Annotated in this window: 15 protein-coding genes; 8 read left to right on the top strand and 7 right to left on the bottom strand. The window is 60.0% G+C overall.

The genetic code is table 11. The annotated features are described in order from the left end of the window. Positions 1-426: 426 nt before the first annotated feature. The 3 genes from BMZ10_RS18150 to selO are packed head-to-tail and all read left to right on the top strand — an operon-like array spanning position 427 to position 7,086. Positions 427-2,169, top strand: a complete 1,743-nt coding sequence (locus BMZ10_RS18150) for a potassium/proton antiporter (RefSeq protein WP_093465300.1) — start codon at positions 427-429, stop codon at positions 2,167-2,169. 36 nt (positions 2,170-2,205) lie between these two features. Further along, positions 2,206-5,574: a mechanosensitive channel MscK gene (gene mscK, locus BMZ10_RS18155; RefSeq protein ID WP_093465302.1), complete on the top strand. Its 3,369-nt coding sequence runs from the start codon at positions 2,206-2,208 to the stop codon at positions 5,572-5,574. Between the two features lie 48 nt (positions 5,575-5,622). Beyond that, positions 5,623-7,086 carry a protein adenylyltransferase SelO gene (selO, locus tag BMZ10_RS18160; RefSeq protein ID WP_093465304.1) on the top strand — a complete coding sequence of 488 codons (1,464 nt, stop codon included), beginning with the start codon at positions 5,623-5,625 and terminating at the stop codon, positions 7,084-7,086. Here the strand turns inward: selO and BMZ10_RS18165 are convergent. Further along, positions 7,070-8,068, bottom strand: a complete 999-nt coding sequence (locus BMZ10_RS18165) for a hypothetical protein (protein ID WP_093465307.1) — start codon at positions 8,066-8,068, stop codon at positions 7,070-7,072. The two genes, selO and BMZ10_RS18165, sit on opposite strands and share 17 nt — an antisense overlap. Positions 8,069-8,372: 304 nt before the next feature. Beyond that, positions 8,373-9,068: an aspartate/glutamate racemase family protein gene (locus tag BMZ10_RS18170; RefSeq protein ID WP_093465310.1), complete on the bottom strand. Its 696-nt coding sequence runs from the start codon at positions 9,066-9,068 to the stop codon at positions 8,373-8,375. 164 nt (positions 9,069-9,232) lie between these two features. Between BMZ10_RS18170 and trxC the strand changes: the two genes are divergently transcribed. The 3 genes from trxC to BMZ10_RS18185 all read left to right on the top strand — a co-directional run bounded on the left by trxC (position 9,233) and on the right by BMZ10_RS18185 (position 10,792). Beyond that, positions 9,233-9,667, top strand: a complete 435-nt coding sequence (trxC, locus tag BMZ10_RS18175) for a thioredoxin TrxC (RefSeq protein WP_093465313.1) — start codon at positions 9,233-9,235, stop codon at positions 9,665-9,667. Between the two features lie 135 nt (positions 9,668-9,802). Continuing rightward, the gene (locus BMZ10_RS18180) at positions 9,803-10,183 is read left to right on the top strand and encodes a PAAR domain-containing protein (protein WP_093465316.1); all 381 of its coding nucleotides are present in this window, start codon (positions 9,803-9,805) and stop codon (positions 10,181-10,183) included. A gap of 159 nt (positions 10,184-10,342) precedes the next feature. Then, entirely contained in the window at positions 10,343-10,792 is a 450-nt protein-coding gene (locus BMZ10_RS18185) for a DUF2778 domain-containing protein (RefSeq protein ID WP_218147248.1), read from the top strand. A 370-nt stretch (positions 10,793-11,162) separates the two neighbouring features. Here the strand turns inward: BMZ10_RS18185 and BMZ10_RS18190 are convergent, their stop codons facing one another. Beyond that, the gene (locus tag BMZ10_RS18190; protein WP_093465319.1) at positions 11,163-11,942 is read right to left on the bottom strand and encodes a ParA family protein; all 780 of its coding nucleotides are present in this window, start codon (positions 11,940-11,942) and stop codon (positions 11,163-11,165) included. A 167-nt stretch (positions 11,943-12,109) separates the two neighbouring features. On the opposite strand from BMZ10_RS18190, the gene BMZ10_RS18195 reads away from it, so the two are divergent. Then, the gene (locus BMZ10_RS18195) at positions 12,110-12,718 is read left to right on the top strand and encodes a hypothetical protein (protein WP_143070306.1); all 609 of its coding nucleotides are present in this window, start codon (positions 12,110-12,112) and stop codon (positions 12,716-12,718) included. 35 nt (positions 12,719-12,753) lie between these two features. On the opposite strand, the gene BMZ10_RS18200 is transcribed toward BMZ10_RS18195, so the two are convergent. Then, on the bottom strand, positions 12,754-13,644 hold the full coding sequence (locus tag BMZ10_RS18200; RefSeq protein ID WP_093465325.1) for a LysR family transcriptional regulator: 891 nt from the start codon (positions 13,642-13,644) through the stop codon (positions 12,754-12,756). 117 nt (positions 13,645-13,761) lie between these two features. Here BMZ10_RS18200 and BMZ10_RS18205 point away from each other — a divergent pair, with 117 nt between their 5' ends. After that, the gene (locus BMZ10_RS18205) at positions 13,762-15,030 is read left to right on the top strand and encodes an MFS transporter (protein ID WP_177182158.1); all 1,269 of its coding nucleotides are present in this window, start codon (positions 13,762-13,764) and stop codon (positions 15,028-15,030) included. 212 nt (positions 15,031-15,242) lie between these two features. Here the strand turns inward: BMZ10_RS18205 and hemE are convergent, their stop codons facing one another. From hemE to gltB, 3 genes are all read right to left on the bottom strand, one after another. Then, positions 15,243-16,307 (bottom strand): uroporphyrinogen decarboxylase, encoded by a 1,065-nt coding sequence (hemE, locus tag BMZ10_RS18210; protein WP_093465330.1) that lies wholly within the window; start codon positions 16,305-16,307, stop codon positions 15,243-15,245. A gap of 192 nt (positions 16,308-16,499) precedes the next feature. Then, positions 16,500-17,918: an FAD-dependent oxidoreductase gene (locus tag BMZ10_RS18215; RefSeq protein ID WP_093465333.1), complete on the bottom strand. Its 1,419-nt coding sequence runs from the start codon at positions 17,916-17,918 to the stop codon at positions 16,500-16,502. Between the two features lie 120 nt (positions 17,919-18,038). Next, positions 18,039-22,484: a glutamate synthase large subunit gene (gltB, locus tag BMZ10_RS18220; RefSeq protein ID WP_093465336.1), complete on the bottom strand. Its 4,446-nt coding sequence runs from the start codon at positions 22,482-22,484 to the stop codon at positions 18,039-18,041. Positions 22,485-22,655: the final 171 nt, after the last annotated feature.

Consider the following 22,655-nt stretch of genomic DNA (forward strand, 5'->3'; position numbering starts at 1 on the left):
CACGGCCTTTGAATCCAAAAAATATTGGCCAGCATCCGTCCGATCCAGACCACACAGGCCGTACGAGCCGCAAGTGAGCGATAGTCAGCCCGAGGCCCACCCACAATTTCGCGCGGATCTAACGGATCTACGCCGCCCCTTATCGACAATATGCAAATGCCCCGAGCCTGAACGCTCTCCGTTTCAACTGGAACCGATACTGCTGACAGCGCAGGCGCCAGCTCACGCACCAGTTCAAGCGTCAAAGATCCACCCTGCTGCCGAGGTGCTGCCTTGCACCATGGCCGAAAGGTGTCGGGGTAATAGTCCACCCCTTGCGCAATTACGCTTTGACAGCCAACCAATTCAACAGGTTAAATCTCTTGGCACGCGGACTGCATGGTCAGTTCACGGATGCATTTATCATTTTCGTCTGGAGTACCGCACTTGGATGCCACGACCATCAACAGCCTGTTCCTGATCGGCGCGTTGCTGGTGGGTGCGAGTATTCTGGTCAGCTCGCTGTCATCGCGACTCGGCATTCCGATTCTGGTGATCATCCTGGCAGTCGGCATGACCGCCGGTGTCGACGGCGGCGGCATCATCTTCGATAACTACCCCACGGCTTATCTGGTCGGCAACCTGGCGCTGGCGGTCATTCTCCTCGATGGCGGCTTGCGTACTCGGGTCGCCAGTTTCCGCGTGGCGCTCTGGCCGGCGTTGTCGCTGGCAACCGTGGGCGTGTTGATCACCACTGGGCTGACCGGCATGGTCGCGGCCTGGCTGTTCGACCTGAACATCATCCAGGGACTGCTCATCGGCGCCATCGTCGGCTCCACGGACGCAGCGGCGGTGTTCTCGCTGCTCGGCGGCAAAGGCCTGAACGAGCGGGTCACGGCCAGCCTGGAAATTGAATCCGGCAGCAACGATCCGATGGCGGTGTTCCTGACCGTGACGCTGATCGACATGCTCGCGAGCGGCCAGACCGGCTTGCACTGGAGCCTGTTGGGCCATCTGATTCAAGAGTTCGGCATCGGCGCAATTATCGGGTTGGGCGGCGGCTGGCTGATGCTGCAGCTGGTCAACCGGATCAATCTGGCCAACGGCTTGTATCCGATTCTGGTCATCGCAGGCGGTCTGGCGGTTTTCGCCCTGACCAACGCCATCCACGGCAGCGGCTTCCTGGCGGTTTATCTGTGCGGCCTGGTGCTGGGCAACAAGCCTATCCGCAGCCGCCACGGTATTCTGCACATGCTCGACGGCATGGCCTGGCTGGCTCAGATCGGCATGTTCCTCGTGCTCGGGTTGCTGGTCACGCCACACGATCTGCTGCCAATCGCCCTGCCCGCGCTGGGACTGGCGCTGTGGATGATTCTGGTCGCCCGTCCACTGTCGGTGGTTGCCGGGCTGCTCCCGTTCAAGGTGTTCCACGGACGAGAGAAAGCCTTCATTGCCTGGGTGGGACTGCGCGGTGCGGTGCCGATCATTCTGGCGGTGTTCCCGTTGATGGCGGGCCTGCCCCATGCTCAGCTTTACTTCAATCTCGCGTTCTTCATCGTGCTGGTCTCGCTGCTGGTTCAAGGCACGAGCTTGCCCTGGGTCGCCAAACTGCTGAAAGTGACGGTTCCACCCGATCCGGCGCCTATTTCCCGTGCGGCGCTTGAGGTGCACGTCACCAGTGAGTGGGAGCTGTTCGTGTATCGCCTCGGCGCAGAAAAATGGTGCATCGGCGCGGCCCTGCGAGAGTTGAAAATGCCGGAAGGCACGCGGATCGCGGCGCTATTCAGAGGGCAGCAACTGCTCCATCCGTCGGGTAGTACGGTGCTGGAAGTAGGTGACCTGCTGTGCGTGATCGGGCATGAACACGACCTTCCAGCCCTCGGAAAACTGTTCAGTCAGGCACCACAACGCGGTCTGGATCTGCGCTTTTTCGGTGACTTCGTTCTGGAGGGAGACGCTCAGCTCGGGGCTGTCGCGGCGCTGTACGGTCTGAAGCTCGACGGGCTGGATTCAAATATGCCGCTGAGCCAGTTCATCATTCAGAAAAATCGCGGCGCGCCGATTGTGGGCGACCAGGTCGAATGGAACGGAACTATTTGGACGGTTGCGGTTATGGAGGGGAACAAGATCCTCAAAGTGGGCGTCAGATTCCCCGAAGGTAGCCGCCCGGGTCCCGGGTTGTTCCTCTAAACTGCTCCTCATTCCTGATCGCTCGACCCGGTGTCTATGTTCACGCTGCGTACTTTTTTTGCCTCGGCCCTGCTTGGGCTATGCCTGTCGTCTGTTCCGGCGCTCGCCGCCGATACGCCTCCACCTTCCAGCGAAGCCGTCCAGCAGAGCCTGGACAAAATCGCCGACCGCAAGCTCTCGGCCGATGATCAGAAAGCGCTGCAGCAAGTCCTGGAACAGACCCTCACGTTCATCGCCGCGCAGAAAGACAATCAGCAGAAGCTCGATGATCTGAAGAAACAGCTGACCGATGCGCCGCGGCAGACCAGCGAAAACCAGCGCGAGCTGGCCAAGCTCAAAGCCAGCAAACCGATGCCGGTCGCTCAGCGCTATGCCAACCTCGATGTGCCGCAGCTCGAGCAGATCCTCAGCCAGCGCAGCACTCAGCAGTCCGATCTGCAAAAGGCGCTGAATGATGCCAACAGCCTGACCATCACTGCGCAGACCCGCCCCGAACGGGCTCAGGCCGAAATCAGCAGCGCGCAGACGCGTATTCAGACGATCAACAGCATCCTCAAGTCAGGCAAGGACGGCGGCAAGGCAATCAACGCCGATCAGCGCAATCAATTCAACGCCGAACTAGCTTCTATCAATGCGCTGATCGCCCTGCGTCGTCAGGAACTGGCGGGCAACAGCCAGCTTCAGGACCTGGGCGGCAGCCAGCACGATCTGTTCACCGAAAAGGTCAATCGTCAGGATCAGGAAATCCAGGACCTGCAGACATTGATCAACGACAAACGCCGCGCACAGTCCCAGGAAACCGTGACGCAGCTGTCGATCGAGGCGCAGAAAGCGGGCGGCAGCAGCCTGCTGGCAACCGAGAGCGCCGCCAACCTCAAGCTGTCCGATTACCTGCTGCGTGGCACTGACCGGCTCAACGAGCTGACCCAGCAGAACCTCAAGACCAAGACTCAGCTCGATGCCCTCACCCAGACCGATCAAGCGCTGGATGAGCAGATCAACGTGCTGAGCGGCAGCTTGCTGCTCTCCAAGATCCTCTACAAACAGAAGCAATCGTTACCCAAGCTGAAGCTCGACAGCGGCCTGGCGGACGAAATCGCCGACATCCGGCTGTATCAGTTCGAGGTCAATCAACAGCGCGAACAGATGAGCAGCCCGAGCGCCTATGTCGAAACGTTGCTCGCGACGCAGAAGCCGGAAGACGTCACCCCCGCCCTGCGCAAAACGTTACTGGACCTGGCAACCACGCGCAGCGATCTGCTCGAGCGCCTGAATCGCGAGTTGAGTGCGCTGCTCAATGAATCCATCACCCTGCAGCTCAATCAGAAGCAGCTCGTCAGCACAGCGATGAGCCTGCGCGAGACGCTGGATGAGCAGATGTTCTGGATTCCCAGCAACAAACCGCTGGACCTTGAGTGGTTCGAACGCGTTCAGCCGCGCCTGATGAAGCAACTCACGACGCTGCCGTGGACCTCCAGCATCAGCGAGCTGAAAGACGGGCTGACTCAGCGTCCGCTTATCTTTCTCCCGTTGCTGCTGGTGATTGGCGCGCTGATGTGGAAACGCAAGGCGCTCTACGACAAGCTCAACCGCCTGCATGGCGACATCGGCCACTTCAAGCGTGACCGACAATGGCAGACGCCGCTCGCCATCCTCATCAACATCCTGCTGGCCATGCCGCTGTCACTCGCCCTCGCGCTTTGCGCTTTTGCGCTGCAAATCGACGCCCGCGGGCAGAACATCAACCTGGGCGCCGCCCTGCTGCAGGTGTCGCTCGCCTGGCTGGTTTTTTATACGGCCTATCGCATCCTTGCACCGGGCGGCGTCGCGCAGCTGCACTTCCGCTGGGACAAACCTCAGGTCGAGTTCCTCCGTGGCTGGATTCGACGCCTCGGTCTGGTGGTCCTTGCGCTGGTGACCGTCGTCGCCGTCGCCGAGCACGAACCTTCGGCGTTGGCCGACGATGTCATCGGTATCGCAGTGGTGCTCACCTGTTACGCGATGATGACCTGGCTGCTCGGACGCTTGCTGCTGACCAGCCCGGCGCACCAGAACGCATCGCTGTTCCGCCGCGCTGTCGGCCTTGCGTTCACGGCGCTGCCGGTCGCGCTGTTTCTCGCGGTGTGTTTCGGCTACTACTACACCGCGCTCAAGCTCAGTGATCGCCTGATCGACACCCTTTATCTGCTGATGCTCTGGCTCGTCATCGAGGCGGCATTCGTCCGCGGGCTGAGCGTGGCCGCCCGTCGCCTCGCGTACCAGCGCGCGCTGAGCAAACGTCAGGCGGCCAAGGAAGCGGGCGAAGGTGAAACCCTGATCGAAGAGCCGACACTGGACATCGAACAGGTCAACCAGCAATCGTTGCGACTTATCCGACTCGCGTTGATCGGGGGCTTCATCGGCGCGCTGTATTTCGTCTGGGCCGACCTGATCACCGTCTTCTCGTATCTGGACAACATCACGCTCTACGAATACACCAGCGGCACCGGTCCCACCATGAGCATGGTGCCCATCAGCCTCGGCGACCTGATCGGCGCGCTGGTGATCATCGGTATCACCTTCGTATTGGCCGGCAACCTGCCCGGCCTGCTTGAAGTGCTGGTGCTGTCGAAGCTGAACCTCAAGCAGGGCAGCTCATACGCCACCACGACGCTGCTGTCCTACACGATTGCCGGCGTGGGTTTCGTCTCGACGCTCTCGGCGCTGGGCGTCAGTTGGGACAAACTGCAATGGCTGGTGGCGGCGCTGTCGGTCGGCCTGGGTTTCGGCATGCAGGAAATCTTCGCCAACTTCATTTCCGGCATCATGATCCTGTTCGAGCGTCCGGTCCGGATTGGCGACACCATCACCATCGGCAACCTGTCCGGCACCGTCAGCAAAATCCGCATTCGCGCCACGACCATCACCGATTTTGACCGCAAGGACATCATTGTCCCCAACAAGACGTTCATCACCGGTCAGCTCATCAACTGGTCGCTGACTGACACCATCACCCGCGTCACGCTGAAACTGGGTGTGGATTACGGCTCGGATCTGGACCTGGTGCGCAGCCTGCTGCTCAAAGCTGCGAACGAGAACCCCCGCGTGCTGAAAGAGCCGGCGCCTATCGTGTACTTCCTGAACTTCGGCGAAAGCACGCTGGACCACGAACTGCGCATGCACGTGCGCGACCTGGGCGACCGAAACCCGGTGCTCGACGAGATCAACCGGTTCATCAACAAGGAATTCAAGAAGCAGCACATCAACATCTCGTTCCGGCAAATGGAGGTTTACCTCAAGAACATGCAGGGGCAGGAGTACAAGATGGTGCCGATCGAACAGGAGCACAAAACCCTCTCAGCGCCCGCCCCGGTGCCAGCTGCTCCCAAGGACGTACCCGAGCCGCCGGACGTCAGGCTCGACTGACATCGGTAATGCCAGCAGAATGGCTGAACATTCTGCTGGAGGCATCCCTTGAAAGCCCTCGACGAGCTGACCTTCGACAACCGCTTTGCCCGCCTGGGCGACGCGTTTTCCACGTCTGTGCTGCCCGAGCCGATCGCCGAACCCCGACTGGTGGTGGCCAGCGATGCGGCGCTGGCATTGCTGGATCTGGATCCTTCGCAAGCTGAAGAGCCGGTGTTCGCCGAACTCTTCAGCGGTCACAAACTCTGGGCCGAAGCTGACCCTCGCGCAATGGTCTATTCCGGTCATCAGTTCGGCTCCTATAACCCTCGCCTCGGCGACGGTCGAGGCCTGCTGCTCGGCGAGGTGTACAACGAGGCCGGCGAGCATTGGGATCTGCACCTGAAGGGCGCCGGCCAGACGCCTTACTCACGCATGGGCGATGGTCGCGCGGTGTTGCGCTCTTCCATCCGTGAGTTCCTGGCCTCCGAGGCGCTGCACGCGCTGGGCATTCCCAGCAGTCGCGCGGCCTGCGTGATCGGCTCGAGCACGCCGGTCTGGCGCGAAACCCAGGAGCGCGCCGCCATGGTGCTGCGCCTCGCGCAAAGTCATGTGCGCTTCGGCAGCCTGGAGTATTTCTTCTACACCAGGCAGAACGAACAACTCAAAGAACTGACCGATCACGTGCTGGCGTTGCACTACCCCGAGTGCCGTGAACAGCCTGAACCGTATCTGGCGATGTTTCGTACGATTGTCGAGCGTCAGGCCGAATTGATCGCCAAATGGCAGGCCTACGGCTTCTGTCATGGCGTGATGAATACCGACAACATGTCGATTCTGGGCATCACGTTCGACTTCGGCCCGTTCGCCTTCCTCGACGACTTCGACCAACACTTCATCTGCAACCATTCCGATCACGAAGGTCGCTATTCCTTCAGCAATCAGGTGCCGATCGGACAGTGGAACCTCAGCGCGCTGGCTCAGGCACTCACGCCGTTCATCAGCGTCGAAGCCTTGCGGGAAGCGCTGGGCCTGTTCCTGCCGCTGTACCAGGCACATTACCTTGACCTGATGCGCCGTCGTCTGGGGCTGACGACCGCCGAAGAAGACGACGCGGACCTGATCGCACGCCTGCTGCAACTGATGCAGAACAGCGGCGTCGACTACAGCCTGTTCTTCCGCCGCCTGGGAGACGAATCCGCCGAAGTCGCCGTGAGCCGCCTGCGCGACGACTTCGTCGACATGCTGGGTTTCGATGCCTGGGCCGACGCTTACAAAGCGCGCAGTGCGCGGGAGCCCGCCTCCAGCGAGGAACACCGCCGCACGCGCATGCACGCCGTCAACCCGCTGTACATCCTGCGTAACTACCTGGCCCAGCGTGCCATCGAAGCCGCCGAACAAGGCGACTACAGCGAAGTCCGCCGCCTCCATCAGGTACTGTGCAAACCGTTCGAAGAGCAGGCCGGAATGGACAGTTATGCACAGCGTCCACCGGACTGGGGCAAGCATCTGGAGATCAGTTGTTCGTCGTGAGTGCCGCTGATCCGGTCTTGTCGGCGGGTGCAAGCTGCCCGGCGGCGGGAGTGGTCTGGCTACCTGCTACCGCTGGCTGAACAGCCGGCCTGGCCGCCGCTTTCCCGACCTCCTTACTGAGGAATTTTTCGGTCCAGCTCGTGGCGACCGGCGAGGTTCTCGGGCTGAATTTCTTCGTGTGAACCGGGTTGGCAGCATCGGTTTTCTTGTCCCTGGAAGCGTCAACAATGCCCGCGAGAATGTCGTACAGCGTCAATTTGCGATCCGCAGCTTGTCGCATCGAGGTTCCCGGCAGGGCTGGCAGTGTCTTGTCGTCCTTGATGCGCGCCTCAAGGATTGCCTCGGCATCGTTGGGGTAATCGACTGCTTTCTCGATCGCGGGCAATGCCTTGAAGTAGCTCAACGCCTCTTTGTAAAACCTCGACGCTTTGCCGGTGCGCGTCTGCTCGATGACGCCTTCGGGAATCGCAACCTTGCGCCACGCCTCGTCCAGCTTTTGCACGCCATGCCACGCCGCGCGTCGCTCGTTGAGGGTAAAGGTGGCGCTGTCGTCAAAGGCAATCAGGTTCAGTTGTTCGCGCGAGAGATTTTCAAACGGGCTCTTGGCGTTCTTGTCACCGGCCAGTGTCCGGGTCACGAACGCATTGGCTTCGCGCGCACGGTCCAGCAATTCGGGGTCACTCGTCTTGGGCACTTCCATGGCGCGGGTGCCGCTGTTGACGGTGCGGCTTTCGATCAGGAACTCACTGATGCGATTGCGCCCGTATTGCCCCAGTTCGGCGTGGGTCATCCCGGCATCCCGTTTGGCTGCTCGCGTGGCGCAGTCGTTGAGCTGACTGGCCAGCGTGGAAAAGCTCGCCTTGTCTGCGGCTGCCGGCTCTGTCTTATCCACAGCAGGTTGATCACTTTTCTCCCCAGCCGACGGCGCTGGCGTTTTACTCGAGATGATGGCGGAAACGGCGGCCTGAATCTGGCTGATCATCGACGACTCCCAGACAATGAATGGACAGGGGCGATGGTTTCAAGCGACTGCAACGCCCCTGAGCGGGAAGCTATCCGGGGGCGATGCCTGCGGCTAGCTGGCCAATCAGGGCGTTCTATTGGATAAAAGGTCAGGCGGTAGCGCCGCGGATCACGATAAACAGGCGGAATCGGCGGACGAATCGAGGAATGGGCACGGCCTTCACGTGTGAGTGAATCTGCGATCTGGTGATCAGAAGGGTGGACTCGCGCCCAGTGAAACTAGCCCCGCGAAGATACCGCCAATGCTGTGGGAAATAACTTCATCATCCTTTCAACAACCATGTCAGCCCCATCGCCACGTGCTCCTCGGTGCTGTCGACCAGCGGCAAAGGGCTTTGCACGCCATCCAGCAGCAGGCCGATCTCAGTGCAGCCAAGAATCGCGGCCTGAGCGCCCTGCTCGCGAAGCTGTTCGAGTACGCCAAGATAGAAAGCGCGGGCAGGCGGGTGAAACTGGCCCAGGCAGAGTTCGGCGAAGATGATGCGGTCGATTTCTGCCATGGCATCCGGATCCGGCAATACCACTTCAATACCGAAGCGCTCGGACAGGCGACGTTTGTAGAAGTCTTCCTGCATCGTGAAGCGCGTGCCGAGCAGCGCGGCGCACGTCACGTTTCTGGCCTGCAGGGCCTGGCCAACGGCATCGCCGATGTGCAGCAACGGAATGTCCACCGCACCTTCGATTGCGGTCGCGACTTTGTGCATGGTGTTCGTCGCCAACAGGATCGCGCCCGCTCCGGCGCGTTCTAGCCCTCTGGACGCTTCGGCCAGTTGCTCGCCCGCCAGCTCCCACTGACCTGACTTCTGCAGCGCGGCGATGCCGGCGAAATCCACGGAGTGCAGGAGCAACGGTGCCGAATGAAGCCCGCCCAGCTCATTGCGCACGCCTTCATTGAGCCATTTGTAATAGGTGGCGGTGGATTCCCAGCTCATTCCGCCCAATACACCCAAGGTTTTCATGCAGGCCTCCCGTCAAAGTCACAGCAGCAGGCTAGGCCCGAACCTGCCGCCAGGCCAGTAACAGAAACGCTTGAAGCTTGCGGTACAGTGTGACGTTACCCAGCTTGATAAAGCCGCCTGCCGGCTCCACTTATCGGTCATTAACCCATCTCCAGGTGTCTGTCATGTCCGACTCATTGTTGATCCCGTGCCCGCATTGCAATGGCCTGAACCGCATTCCCGCTGACCGGCTGAGCGATCAGCCCAAGTGTGGCCGTTGCAAACAGGCTGTTCTGCTCAGCAAACCCTTCAACCTCACTCAAGGCGACTATGCAGGCCAGATCAAAGGCGATCTGCCGTTGCTGGTGGATGTCTGGGCGGACTGGTGCGGGCCGTGCAAGTCTTTCGCTCCGACGTTCGAACAAGCGGCATCGCAGTTGAGTGGCCGCGTGCGCCTGGCCAAACTGGACAGTGAGGCAAACCCGCAACTGTCGGCGCAACTGGGCATTCGATCGATTCCCAGCCTGATCCTGTTCAAGAACGGCCGCGAAGTCGCTCGGCAAAGTGGCGCCATGCCGCTCCAGCAACTGACCGCCTGGCTAAGCAGCCAAGGGATTTGAAAGCCGTTTCTACAGCGTCCGAAGCGTCCGACAGCGCGCGTTGTAGGCTTCTTCTGAAACGGCTCTGAGCCCGAAACAACATCGAAAACCGCGTCTAGGGTTATCGCTCACACCGGCACCCTGGAGCGACAAGCGATGACATTCGTGATCAGAGAAGGCGATTCGACTACGACAGGCGGCACCGTACTCAAGGCATCAGGAACATTGACGTGCGAAGGTCGACAGCTCGCGCGCATGGGCGACCCGGTGTGGTGCCCGGCATGCGAACAGGTCGGGTTCATCTGCGAAGGCAACCCGACGTTCATTGATGCACTGATTGCAGTGGCGACCCACGCACAGGCTGTGAAATGTGGCTGTTGCGAAGGTATCAATCGACTGATCGCCAGCCAGGACCAACTGGTGGCTGATATGGACGCCGCCATTTCCATTCCCAAGGATGAGGCAGATCAGGCGCGTAAGCGGGCAAAGCGCCTGGCTAAATCCATCCAGCCTGACCTCCCATCGGCACCTCTCTAGCACTGTTGCAGAGCATCAGCCTTTGCGATTTTCCCTACACGCTAACGCGAAGGAACTGACAGCACCAGAACATGGCGCCGCGTACCGTCATCGAGTCGGATTTCGAGTATTCGGCAAATGCTGTGTGGATGCCACAGGCAATTATCGACGGGAGTTTCAATGCCTTTTCACGGACGATTCATAATTAACAACGCAGAGTCTTCCTCCTTAGCTATTTATGGTGTTGGCAGCTTCATGGCTTTCTCTGGCAACAGCATCTACCGGAATAGGGGCGGCTGTTTCGCCATCCCAGATAACGGTCCATTGCCTCCGGGGAAATACTGGATCGTTGATCGACCAGGAGGAGGATTCTTGAGCAGGGTTTACACATTGGCTAAAGACATTCCGACCTGGATGACTGATACACCCACCGATCATAGCGAATGGTTTGCGCTGTATAGGGATGACGGAAAGATTGACGACTTCACATGGGTCAACGGCGTCACACGAGAGCTTTTGTCTGAACCAATCGGACCTTTAGGTATTTCACAAGGCTGCATAACGCTTCAGCATCATTCCGACTTCACGATGATCCGCAACGCGTCGCCAGCACCGACAAAATTCCCGTGAGATCCACAGGATTACAGGCTTATGGGTGGATAGAGGTCATTGCACATGCAAGCAGTTGCCCGTAAGGCGTGCAGGGTTTTACTATTTTTAACCTTGCTGACATCAGCGGTTCTATTTCTGCATACGTATCCATATCCCATGCCGTTCGCACAACTTGAATACTGGATGCATGCGGCGAATCTTCTGGGTATATCCAACCCGGAAAACCTCTATTTTCCCACCATGTGGTTGATCGACCTAGTCGCCGCGGTCATTGCATATCGCGTGATTATCAGGCTCTTCAGGCGATTGCGCGCCCGAGAGCCACACTAGCGGGAAGACACCCAGTCGGGCATCGAGGACTCTGAAATCCGGGTACTTGATCGCGGTTTCAATGCGCAGTATTGCTCTCCAGCAAATGGTGCAATTCAACGAATTGCTGGCTCAGCTTATGCCGGGGATCCAGATGGATCAGCGGCATATTGGCCTGATGAGATTCGCGCATTTTGACCGAACTGTTGAGATAAATCGGCAGGACCGGCAGCCCCTCGGCGATCAGTTCGTCGAGAATCTGCTGCGGCAGGCTGGCACGTAGCTGGAACTGATTGACGATAATGCCCTCCACCTCCAGGTCTTCGTTGTGGTCTTCCTTGAGCTCTTCCACTTCTTTCAGGAGGCCATACAGGGCCTGACGGGAAAAGCTATCGCAATCGAAGGGTATCAGCACGCGATCGGCGGCGATCAGCGCGGAAACGGCATAGAAATTCAGCGCTGGAGGCGTGTCCAGATAGATGCGGTCGTAGTCTTCGTCGAGCTCGTCGAGCAGCTTTCGCAGTTTGTTGATCTTGTGCTTGGCCTCAAGTTTGGGCTGCAGATCAGCCAACTCCGCCGTGGCCGTCACCACGTGCAGGTTCTCGAAGGGCGTCTCGTAGATGTCCACCTGATTCTTTTTGGAAAAGGGTCCCGAAGACAGCGTGTGCTTGAAGAAGTCGGCGATGCCCATCGGGATTTCCTCGCCGGTCAGCCCCGTGAGGTATTGCGTCGAGTTTGCCTGAGCATCCAGGTCGATCAGCAGCGTACGGTAACCCTCATGGGCACTGACTGCCGCCAGATTGCAGGCGATGCTGGATTTCCCGACGCCGCCTTTCTGATTGAACACCACACGCCGCATGTAGGAACTCCCTGTCGTTGTCTTGCCATGAAGGGTCGCCCGGCGACCGCATGAATGGTCCCGAGTCTAGGCAATCCGGGCAACAAGGGCGAGTGCCCAGGAGAAATCGGATAACCGGACGACAACTGCAGCGGGCAAACGGCGAACGGCTCCATCACGGTATCGCCTTGCGTGACCATGATTTGCCTGTATGCGGTAACGGCCCGATAATGACGGCCGCTGCGCCCGCCTGCCATGTGCCGATTGCGCAAACGCTGGCGGCGCCCTTCAGAATCGTAGGTAAGTCGATGATCCGAAACTTGTTATTGGCCAGCATGCTGTTGCTACTGGGCGCATGCGCTGACCGAGAAACGCTGCCGGCGCAGGTGCCTCATTTGAAGCTGCCGATTGTCTTGCATGCCCAACATCAGCCGGATGACGGACAACAAGCCCCACTGCTGGAAATCAAGAAACGAGACCACGGCGTGCGCTTCACCCTGACCGGGGCATCTGGAACGCTGCTCGCCAAACAGGACCTCACGAACGACGGTTGGCAAGACAGAGCCAAATCGGATGCCGACTACGATGCACGGGATTTATTCGGCGCAGTGCTGTTCGCGCTGACCTCCATGCAAGAAGTGCGGTTCGTCTACCCGGGCGTTGCACTGCAACCGTATGAAAGAAGCCTTGAGGGACGTTGGCAGGTCAGCTACGCCTCGGAGGGCTTTTTCCGTGTGACGCTGTCTGATGGCACGAGCTATCTGCTGAGCCCTGCAAGAGGCAAGGCAAGCCGCTGACGCCTCGCCGCGCAAGCCAGCAACATGTCGAGTCCTCATCCGGCCTTGCGCGTCACCAGCTCGATGAAGGCCTTGGCCATCGGCGATTTCTGTTCCCGGCGTTGCACCAGCCAGACCGCCGACGTGGCGTCCGGGTCGAGCAAAGTCCTGTACACCACACCGTCGATGCGCATGCGCTGATACGAGGCCGGCAGGACGGTGACTCCCAGCCCTGCCGCCACCAGCCCGATGATGGTCATCGCTTCGCCTGCTTCCTGCGTGAACAAAGGACTGAAGCCTGCCTCTCGAGCAAGACTCAGCAACTGCGCGTACAGCCCGCTGCCGTAGGTACGTGGGAAAAACACGAAGGGCTCGCTCGCCAGCTCCCTGAGGTGGATGCCCTCAGCGCTGCCCTCGGCCAGCGGATGATCGGAGCGCAGAATCGCCACCAGCGGCTCGCGCAACAATTCGACCGCAACCAGTGAGTCCGGCAACGGCAATGGCCGCATGATGCCCACTTGCATCGACTCTTCTTCCAGTCGCTCCGCGACCTCCTTGCTGCTCATTTCCTGCAACGCCAAGTGCACGGCGGGGTAACGCTGGCGAAAGGCAAAGATGGCCTTGGGGATGCTCGAGGTGAAAGGTGCCGACGCGGTAAAGCCGATTTTGAGCTCGCCCAGCTCACCGAGTTGCGCTCTTCGCGCGACGTCAGAGGCCTTTTCGACCTGCGCCAGCACCAGGCGCGCCTCATCGAGGAACAGTCGGCCGGCTTCGCTGAGCGCCACGCGTCGATTGGTACGCTCGAACAGACGCGCCCCCAGCTCCTGCTCAAGTGCCTGAATCTGCTGGCTGAGGGGCGGCTGCGAGATTCCGAGGGATTCAGCGGCGCGGCCGAAATGCAGTTCTTCAGCCACCGCGATGAAGTAGCGCAGATGACGTAATTCCATGACGTTCCAATTAGGTCGTAGAAGCTATCAAACAGGTCGAACAATATATTGGAAAGGATCGTTAGCCGGCTATATGCTTTTTCCCATCGCCGCACTGCTCCCCTTTTGAGGTCACCTGTGAATACTGCTGCATCTCCCACCGCGCCCGCGTCTGAGGTCATCGAAGCCGCCATCCCGCTCGGCGACTCCTACATTGAAAAAGACACTCCCGCGTTCATTCGCACCGTACTGGCACTGTTTTCCGGCGGCTTTGCGACGTTCGCCCTGCTCTATTGCGTCCAGCCGATGATGCCAGTGCTGTCTCGCGACTTTTCAATCAATGCTGCGCAGAGCAGCATGATTCTCTCCGTATCCACCGCGATGCTCGCCATCGGTCTGCTGATCACCGGACCCATCTCTGACCGGCTGGGGCGCAAGTCAGTGATGGTCTTCTCGTTGTTTTCGGCGGCGATTTTCACCATCGCCAGCGCGATCATGCCGACCTGGGAAGGCGTGCTGTTCATGCGCGCGCTGGTCGGATTATCGTTGAGCGGGCTGGCTGCCGTGGCAATGACCTACCTGAGCGAAGAAATTCATCCGCAACACATCGGCCTGGCGATGGGCCTGTACATCGGAGGCAACGCGATTGGCGGCATGAGCGGTCGCGTGATCACCGGCGTATTGAGCGATTTCGTCAGCTGGCATGCATCGCTGTCGATCATGGGCGTCATCGCGCTGGCGGCCGCCTGTGTGTTCTGGAAGATTCTGCCGCCGTCGCGCAATTTCCGTGCTCGTCCACTCAACGGCCGCAATCTGATGGACGGCTTCCTCTTGCAGTTTCGCGATGCCGGCCTGCCGTGGCTGTTCCTGGAGGGCTTCCTGTTAATGGGCGCCTTCGTCACGCTGTTCAACTACATCGGCTACCGCCTGCTCGCAGACCCGTACAACCTGAGTCAGGCGGTCGTTGGCCTGTTCTCTGTCGTGTACCTGTCGGGCATCTACAGCTCCGCGAAAATCGGTGCGCTTGCCGATCAACTGGGGCGCCGCAACGTGCTGTGGGCCGTGATTCTGTTGATGCTCGTCGGCGTGACGCTCACCCTCTTCAGCCCGTTGGCGATTGTCATCGTCGGCGTGTTGATGTTCACCTTCGGGTTCTTTGGCGCTCACTCCGTCGCCAGCAGCTGGATCGGCCGCCGCGCCATCAAGGCCAAGGGCCAGGCATCATCGCTGTATCTGTTCAGCTACTACGTCGGCTCAAGCGTGGCCGGCACCGGCGGCGGCGTCTTTTGGCATTATGCGGGCTGGAATGGCATCGGCATCTTCATTGGCATCCTGCTGCTGGTTGCCTTGGGCGCCGCGCTGAAACTCGCGAAAGTCCCACCATTGGCAGTGAACGTGAAGGTTTGACCGTGCTCGTACAAAACCTGGCTTCGTTTCACATCGTCAGCGTCTACATTGCCTGACAGTAAAGCGTGAACAGTGGATTCACGCTTTAACTGCCATGACGATCTCGACGACCACTGACAGGATTCACACGCTGAAAAAATTCGAAGCAGCGTGACCACGCCGAAATAAAAACGCCCGGCAAGTCCGGGCGTTTTATATGTGGGGTTCAGCGCTTACTGGTGGTATTTCGCTGACATCTCGTGCACGGCTTCGATGAAGGCACCGGCGTTGGCAGGGTCGACCTCAGGCGTGATGCCGTGGCCGAGGTTGAAGACGTGGCCAGTGCCGCTGCCGTAGCTGGCGAGGATGTTCGAGACTTCCTGGCGAATGGCCTCCGGACGCGCATACAGAACGGTCGGGTCCATGTTGCCTTGCAGTGCGACTTTGCCGCCCACGCGACGACGGGCTTCGCCGATGTCACAGGTCCAATCCAGACCCAACGCATCTGCGCCAGCGTCGGCGATGCTTTCCAGCCACAGGCCGCCGCCTTTGGTGAAGAGAATCACTGGCACCTTGCGCCCGTCGTGCTCACGGATCAGGCCGTTGACGATCTTGCGCATGTAGGCCAGGGAAAACTCCTGATACGCCGCCGCCGAGAGACTGCCACCCCAGCTGTCGAAGATCTGCACGGCTTGCGCGCCCGCGAGGATCTGGCCGTTCAGGTAAGCGGTGACTGACTGCGCCAGCTTGTCCAGCAACAGGTGCATGGCCTGCGGATTGTCGTAAAGCATGGCCTTGGACTTACGGAAGTCCTTGGACGAGCCGCCTTCGACCATATAAGTCGCCAGTGTCCACGGGCTGCCCGAGAAGCCGATCAACGGTACGCGGCCATTGAGTTCGCGGCGAATGGTACTGACCGCATCCATGACGTAGCCCAGGTCTTTCTGCGGATCCGGAATCGGCAGCGCCTCGATATCAGCCAGCGTGGTGACAGTTTTCTTGAAGCGCGGCCCTTCGCCCGTTTCGAAATACAGGCCCAGGCCCATCGCATCGGGAACAGTGAGGATGTCAGAAAACAGAATTGCCGCGTCCAGCGGGTAACGCTCCAGCGGTTGCAGGGTCACCTCACAGGCGAACGCCGGATTCATGCACAGGCTCATGAAGTCCCCGGCCTTGGCGCGGCTGGCGCGGTATTCCGGAAGGTAGCGACCCGCCTGACGCATCATCCATACCGGCGTGACGTCTACGGGTTGCTTGAGCAGGGCGCGAAGGAAACGGTCGTTCTTCAGGGCAATCATGTCGGCATCCGGAAAAAAAGTGCGGGCATTTTCTCAGACACCAACGCAAAAGGCACGGTCAGTACCGTGCCTTTTATTTATCGGGTCGATTTGTCGCATGGGGCCAGCCACAAGCGGCAAGCTTCAAGCCACAAGCAGAAGCAATACGCGCACGGCTTGCAGCTTGTGGCTTGCAGCTCGAAGCTGCCGTGTTTACACGCCCAGGTAATCCAGAATCCCTTCAGCCGCATTGCGGCCTTCGAAGATGGCAGTCACCACCAGATCGGAACCGCGGACCATGTCGCCACCGGCGAAGATCTTAGGGTTGCTGGTCTGGTGCTTGAACTTTCCTTGCTCCGGCGCTACCACGCGGCCCTGGCTGTCAGTCTCGATGCTGTGCTGCTCGAACCACGACGCCGGGCTTGGGCGGAAGCCGAAAGCGATGACCACGGCATCAGCCGGGATGATCTCTTCGGAGCCTGGAATCGGCTCAGGGCTGCGGCGACCGCGCGCGTCGGGGTCACCCAGACGCGTCTCGACAACCTTCACGCCCTCGACCTTGTCTTCACCGACAATGGCGATGGGCTGGCGGTTGTAGAGGAATTTCACGCCTTCTTCCTTGGCGTTCTTCACTTCCTTACGCGAGCCCGGCATGTTTTCTTCGTCACGACGGTACGCGCAGGTGACCGACTTGGCGCCCTGACGGATCGACGTGCGGTTGCAGTCCATCGCGGTGTCGCCACCGCCCAGTACAACAACCTTTTTGCCCTTCATGTCCACGAACGCTTCCGGCGTTTTTTCAAAACCCAGGTTGCGATTGACGTTGGCGATCAGGAAATCCAGCGCGTCGTGCACGCCCGGAAGGTCTTCACCCGGGAAGCCGCCCTTCATGTAGGTGTAGGTGCCCATGCCCATGAAAACGGCATCGTACTCTTCCAGCAACTGGTCGACGGTGACGTCTTTGCCGACCTCGGTATTGAGGCGGAACTCGATACCCATGCCGGTGAACACTTCACGACGGTTGCTCAGCACGCTCTTCTCGAGCTTGAACTCCGGGATACCGAATGTCAGCAGACCGCCGATCTCGGGGTTCTTGTCGAACACGACCGGGGTCACGCCGCCGCGCACCAGTACATCGGCGCAGCCCAGACCCGCAGGGCCGGCACCGATGATCGCAACGCGCTTGCCAGTCGGTACGACACGGGACATGTCCGGACGCCAGCCCATGGCGAACGCAGTATCGGTGATGTACTTCTCCACCGAACCGATGGTGACCGCGCCAAAACCGTCGTTCAGCGTGCACGCGCCCTCACACAGGCGGTCCTGCGGGCACACGCGACCGCAGACTTCCGGCAGGGTGTTGGTCTGGTGCGACAGCTCGGCAGCCGCAAGGATGTTGCCTTCGGACACCAGCTTGAGCCAGTTGGGAATGAAGTTGTGCACTGGGCACTTCCATTCACAGTACGGGTTACCGCAACCCAGGCAGCGGTGGGCCTGATCGGCCGATTGCTGGGGTTTGAAGGGTTCGTAGATTTCCACGAACTCTTTCTTGCGTTGCCGCAACAGTTTCTTCTTCGGGTCTTTACGCCCGACATCGATGAACTGGAAGTCGTTACTCAGACGTTCAGCCATTCTCTAGAACCTCTACACAACAGCCGCAGGTCACACACCTGCAGCCGTAAGAACCATGTTCGCAGGCAAATCACGCACTGCCGTTAACTTGCGGCTTGAAGCTTGTAGCTTGCCGTTGCTTCACTGCGGATTTGCACGGGTACTCGACAGCAAGGATTTGAGGTTGGCGGCTTTTGGCTTCACCAGCCAGAAGCGGCGCAGGTAGTCATCCAGGTTTTCCCAGAGATTGCGGCCCCATTCGCTGTCGGTTTCCGTCACGTATTCGGCCAGAACGCGCTCCAGGTGGCTGCGATAGGCTTCCATCGCTTCGCCGCTGATGCGCTGAATTTCAACCAGTTCGTGATTGACCCGGTCAACGAAGGTGTTGTCCTGATCCAGCACGTAAGCGAAACCACCGGTCATGCCCGAACCAAAGTTGTAGCCGGTCTTGCCCAGCACGCAGACGAAACCGCCGGTCATGTATTCGCAGCAGTGGTCGCCAGTGCCTTCCACAACGGTATGGGCGCCGGAGTTACGGACCGCGAAACGCTCGCCTGCGGTGCCAGCGGCAAACAGCTTGCCGCCCGTGGCGCCATACAGACAGGTGTTGCCGATGATGGCGCTTTCCTGGGTTTTAAACGGGCTGCCCTTGGGCGGCACGATGACCAGCTTACCGCCGGTCATGCCTTTGCCCACGTAGTCGTTGGCGTCGCCTTCCAGATACATGTCCAGGCCGCCGGCGTTCCATACGCCAAAGCTCTGACCCGCCGTGCCCTTGAAGCGGAAGGTGACCGGAGCGTCTTTCATGCCCTGGTTACCGTGCAGCTTGGCGATTTCGCCGGAAATCCGCGCGCCGATGGAACGGTCGCAGTTGCAGATATCCAGCTCGTACTCGCCGCCGGATTTACCCTCGATAGCCAATTTGGCCAGCTCCACCATCTTCTCGGCCAGCAGGCCTTTGTCGAATGGCGGGTTGCGGTCTACCAGGCTGAACTGCGGCTTGTCAGCCGGCACATGGTCGCTGCCCAGCAGAGGCGTCAGGTCCAGATGCTGCTGCTTGGCGGTTTCGCCCGGCAGGATGTCGAGCAGGTCGGTACGGCCGATCAGTTCTTCCAGCGAGCGAACACCCAGTTTCGCCAGCCATTCGCGCGTCTCTTCCGCCACGTACGTGAAGAAGTTGATCACCATGTCGACGGTGCCGATGTAGTGATCCTTGCGCAGCTTGTCGTTTTGGGTCGCCACGCCGGTGGCGCAGTTGTTCAGATGGCAGATGCGCAGGTACTTGCAACCCAGTGCAATCATCGGCGCGGTGCCGAAGCCGAAGCTTTCGGCGCCGAGGATCGCGGCCTTGATCACATCCAGACCGGTTTTCAGACCACCGTCGGTCTGCACCCGGACCTTGCCGCGCAGGTCGTTGCCACGCAGGGTCTGATGGGTTTCGGCCAGACCGATTTCCCATGGCGCGCCGGCGTACTTGATCGACGACAGAGGCGATGCGCCCGTGCCGCCGTCGTAGCCGGAAATGGTGATCAGGTCAGCGTAGGCCTTCGCCACACCCGCGGCGATGGTGCCGACGCCCGCTTCCGCTACCAGCTTGACCGATACCAGCGCCGCCGGGTTGACCTGTTTGAGGTCGAAAATCAGCTGCGACAGGTCTTCGATCGAGTAAATGTCATGGTGGGGCGGAGGCGAAATCAGCGTCACGCCCGGCACTGCGTAACGCAGCTTGGCAATCAGGCCGTTGACCTTGCCGCCTGGCAATTGACCGCCCTCGCCCGGCTTGGCGCCCTGCGCGACCTTGATCTGCAGGACGTCAGCGTTGACCAGGTATTCAGGGGTCACGCCGAAACGACCGGTCGCGATCTGCTTGATCTTGGAGCTGCGGACAGTGCCGTAACGCGACGGATCTTCGCCGCCCTCGCCCGAGTTGGAACGCGCGCCCAGACGGTTCATCGCCTCCGCCAGCGCTTCGTGCGCTTCGGGCGACAACGCACCCAGCGAAATGCCGGCCGAGTCAAAGCGCTTGAGGATCGCTTCCAGCGGCTCGACTTCGTCGATGCTCATTGGCGTGTCGAGCTCCTTGACCTTGAACAGGTCGCGGATCATCGACACCGGACGATTGTCCACCAGCGCCGTGTATTCCTTGAACTTGCTGTAGTCGCCCTGTTGCACGGCCGCTTGCAGCGTCGCCACGACGTCAGGGTTGTAAGCGTGGTACTCGCCGCCATACACGAACTTCAGCAGACCGCCTTGCTGGATCGGCTTGCGTGGGCTCCAGGCTTCAACGGCCAGCGCTTTCTGCTCGTCTTCGATGTCGACGAAACGCGCGCCCTTGATGCGGCTCGGCACGCCACGGAAGCTGAGTTCGCAGACTTCCTCGGACAGGCCGATGGCTTCGAACAGTTGGGCGCCGCGGTACGAGGCGATGGTCGAGATGCCCATCTTCGACAGGATCTTGAGCAGGCCCTTGGTGATGCCTTTGCGGTAGTTCTTGAAGACTTCGTACAGATCGCCCAGCACTTCACCGGTGCGGATCAGGTCGCCGAGCACTTCGTAAGCCAGGAACGGGTAGACCGCCGACGCGCCGAAGCCGATCAGTACAGCGAAGTGATGCGGATCGCGAGCGGTCGCGGTTTCGACCAGGATGTTGCTGTCGCAGCGCAGGCCTTTTTCGGTCAGGCGGTGGTGCACCGCGCCGGTGGCCAGCGACGCATGGATCGGCAACTTGCCCGGCGCGATATGACGGTCGCTCAGCACGATCTGGGTACGACCGGCGCGAACGGCCTCTTCGGCCTGATCGGCAACGTTACGCACAGCGGCCTCAAGGCCCATGCTCTGGTCGTAGTTCAGGTCGATGATCGCGCGATCGAAGCCTGGACGCTCCAGGTTCATCAGCGAGCGCCATTTGGCCGGAGAAATGACCGGCGAGCTGAGGATCACGCGGGAAGCGTGCTCTGGCGACTCCTGGAAGATGTTGCGCTCGGCACCGAGGCAGACTTCCAGCGACATCACGATCGCTTCGCGCAGCGGGTCGATCGGCGGGTTGGTGACCTGCGCGAACTGCTGACGGAAGTAGTCGTACGGCGTGCGCACGCGGCGCGACAGCACGGCCATTGGCGTGTCGTCGCCCATCGAACCTACCGCTTCCTGACCTTGCTCGCCCAGCGGACGCAGAACCTGATCGCGCTCCTCGAACGTGACCTGGAACATCTTCATGTACTGCTTGAGCTGATCAGGGTTGTAGAACGCCGAGCCGTGGTCGTGATCTTCCAGGGTCGCCTGAATGCGCAGCGCGTTCTTGCGCAGCCACTGCTTGTACGGGTGGCGCGACTTCAGGCGGCTGTCGATGGCGTCAGTGTCGAGGATCTGGCCGGTTTCAGTGTCCACGGCAAAGATCTGTCCCGGCCCTACGCGGCCCTTGGCGATGACGTCTTCCGGGGTGTAGTTCCACACGCCGATCTCGGAAGCCAGCGTGATGTAGCCGTTCTTGGTGGTGACCCAGCGCGCCGGACGCAGACCGTTACGGTCGAGCAGGCAGACCGCGTGGCGACCTTCGGTCATCACGATACCGGCCGGGCCATCCCACGGCTCCATGTGCATGGAGTTGAATTCGTAGAACGCACGCAGATCCGGGTCCATGGTTTCAACGTTTTGCCATGCAGGCGGAACGAGCATGCGCACGCCGCGGAACAGGTCGATGCCGCCGGTCACCATCAATTCCAGCATGTTGTCCATGCTCGAAGAGTCGGAACCCACGCGGTTCACCAGCGGGCCCAACTCGTCCAGGTCCATCAGGTCGTTGCTGAACTTGGTGCGACGGGCCTGCGCCCAGTTGCGGTTGCCGGTAATGGTGTTGATCTCGCCGTTGTGGGCGAGGAACCGGAATGGCTGAGCAAGTGGCCACTTGGGGAGGGTATTGGTCGAGAAGCGCTGGTGGAACACGCAGATCGCGGTCTGCAGGCGCTCGTCGTTGAGGTCTGGATAGAATGCCGTGAGGTCACGCGGCATCATCAGACCTTTATAGATGATGGTCTTATGCGAAAAGCTGCAGATGTAGTGATCGGTGTCGGCGGCGTTGGATACCGACGAACGGCGACGGGCGCAGAAAAGCTTGATCGCGAATTCCTGATCGCTCAGGCCTTCACCCCCGATGAACACTTGCTCGATCTTGGGCAGACGCTCCAGCGCCAGGCGGCCCAGCACGCTGGTGTCGATCGGCACTTCGCGCCAGCCGATCAACGTCAGGCCTTCGGCGAGGATTTCGCGATTCATGTTTTCGCGGGCGGCCTGAGCCTTGGCGTCGTCCTGATTGAGGAAGACCATACCTACGCAATACTGGCGCGGCAGCTCGACGCTGAAGTGCTCTTTGGCCACAGCGCGCAGGAACATGTCGGGTTTTTGAATCAACAGCCCGCAACCGTCACCGGTCTTGCCGTCGGCGTTGATCCCACCACGGTGGGTCATGCAGGTCAGGGCTTCGATAGCCGTCTGCAACAGGTGATGACTGGGCTCGCCTTGCATATGGGCGATCAGGCCGAAACCACAGTTATCCTTGAATTCTTCTGGATGGTACAGACCTGCTTTCATAGACACATTCTCACCAGGCTGCCTCTTATCGAGACAAATTTCTTTTCAATTCAACCATTTACCGTCCACGCTGAACGTACGCCAGCTTTGCGGGAGCAAAAGGGAGGTCATTGTACACACCGACACAAAACCTCACAAATTTGGCGACGAAACGTCGCAAATTTATGTCGC

The organism is Pseudomonas sp. NFR16 (genome assembly GCF_900108875.1).
Lineage (GTDB): Bacteria > Pseudomonadota > Gammaproteobacteria > Pseudomonadales > Pseudomonadaceae > Aquipseudomonas.

Coding starts and splice junctions, on each gene's coding strand:
- mscK (WP_093465302.1), top strand. CDS start 2,206: ATGTTCACGCTGCGTACTTTTTTTGCCTCGGCCCTGCTTGGGCTATGC.
- BMZ10_RS18165 (WP_093465307.1), bottom strand. CDS start 8,068: ATGATCAGCCAGATTCAGGCCGCCGTTTCCGCCATCATCTCGAGTAAA.
- BMZ10_RS18170 (WP_093465310.1), bottom strand. CDS start 9,068: ATGAAAACCTTGGGTGTATTGGGCGGAATGAGCTGGGAATCCACCGCC.
- trxC (WP_093465313.1), top strand. CDS start 9,233: ATGTCCGACTCATTGTTGATCCCGTGCCCGCATTGCAATGGCCTGAAC.
- BMZ10_RS18180 (WP_093465316.1), top strand. CDS start 9,803: ATGACATTCGTGATCAGAGAAGGCGATTCGACTACGACAGGCGGCACC.
- BMZ10_RS18185 (WP_218147248.1), top strand. CDS start 10,343: ATGCCTTTTCACGGACGATTCATAATTAACAACGCAGAGTCTTCCTCC.
- BMZ10_RS18190 (WP_093465319.1), bottom strand. CDS start 11,942: ATGCGGCGTGTGGTGTTCAATCAGAAAGGCGGCGTCGGGAAATCCAGC.
- BMZ10_RS18200 (WP_093465325.1), bottom strand. CDS start 13,644: ATGGAATTACGTCATCTGCGCTACTTCATCGCGGTGGCTGAAGAACTG.
- hemE (WP_093465330.1), bottom strand. CDS start 16,307: ATGATTGCCCTGAAGAACGACCGTTTCCTTCGCGCCCTGCTCAAGCAA.
- BMZ10_RS18215 (WP_093465333.1), bottom strand. CDS start 17,918: ATGGCTGAACGTCTGAGTAACGACTTCCAGTTCATCGATGTCGGGCGT.
- gltB (WP_093465336.1), bottom strand. CDS start 22,484: ATGAAAGCAGGTCTGTACCATCCAGAAGAATTCAAGGATAACTGTGGT.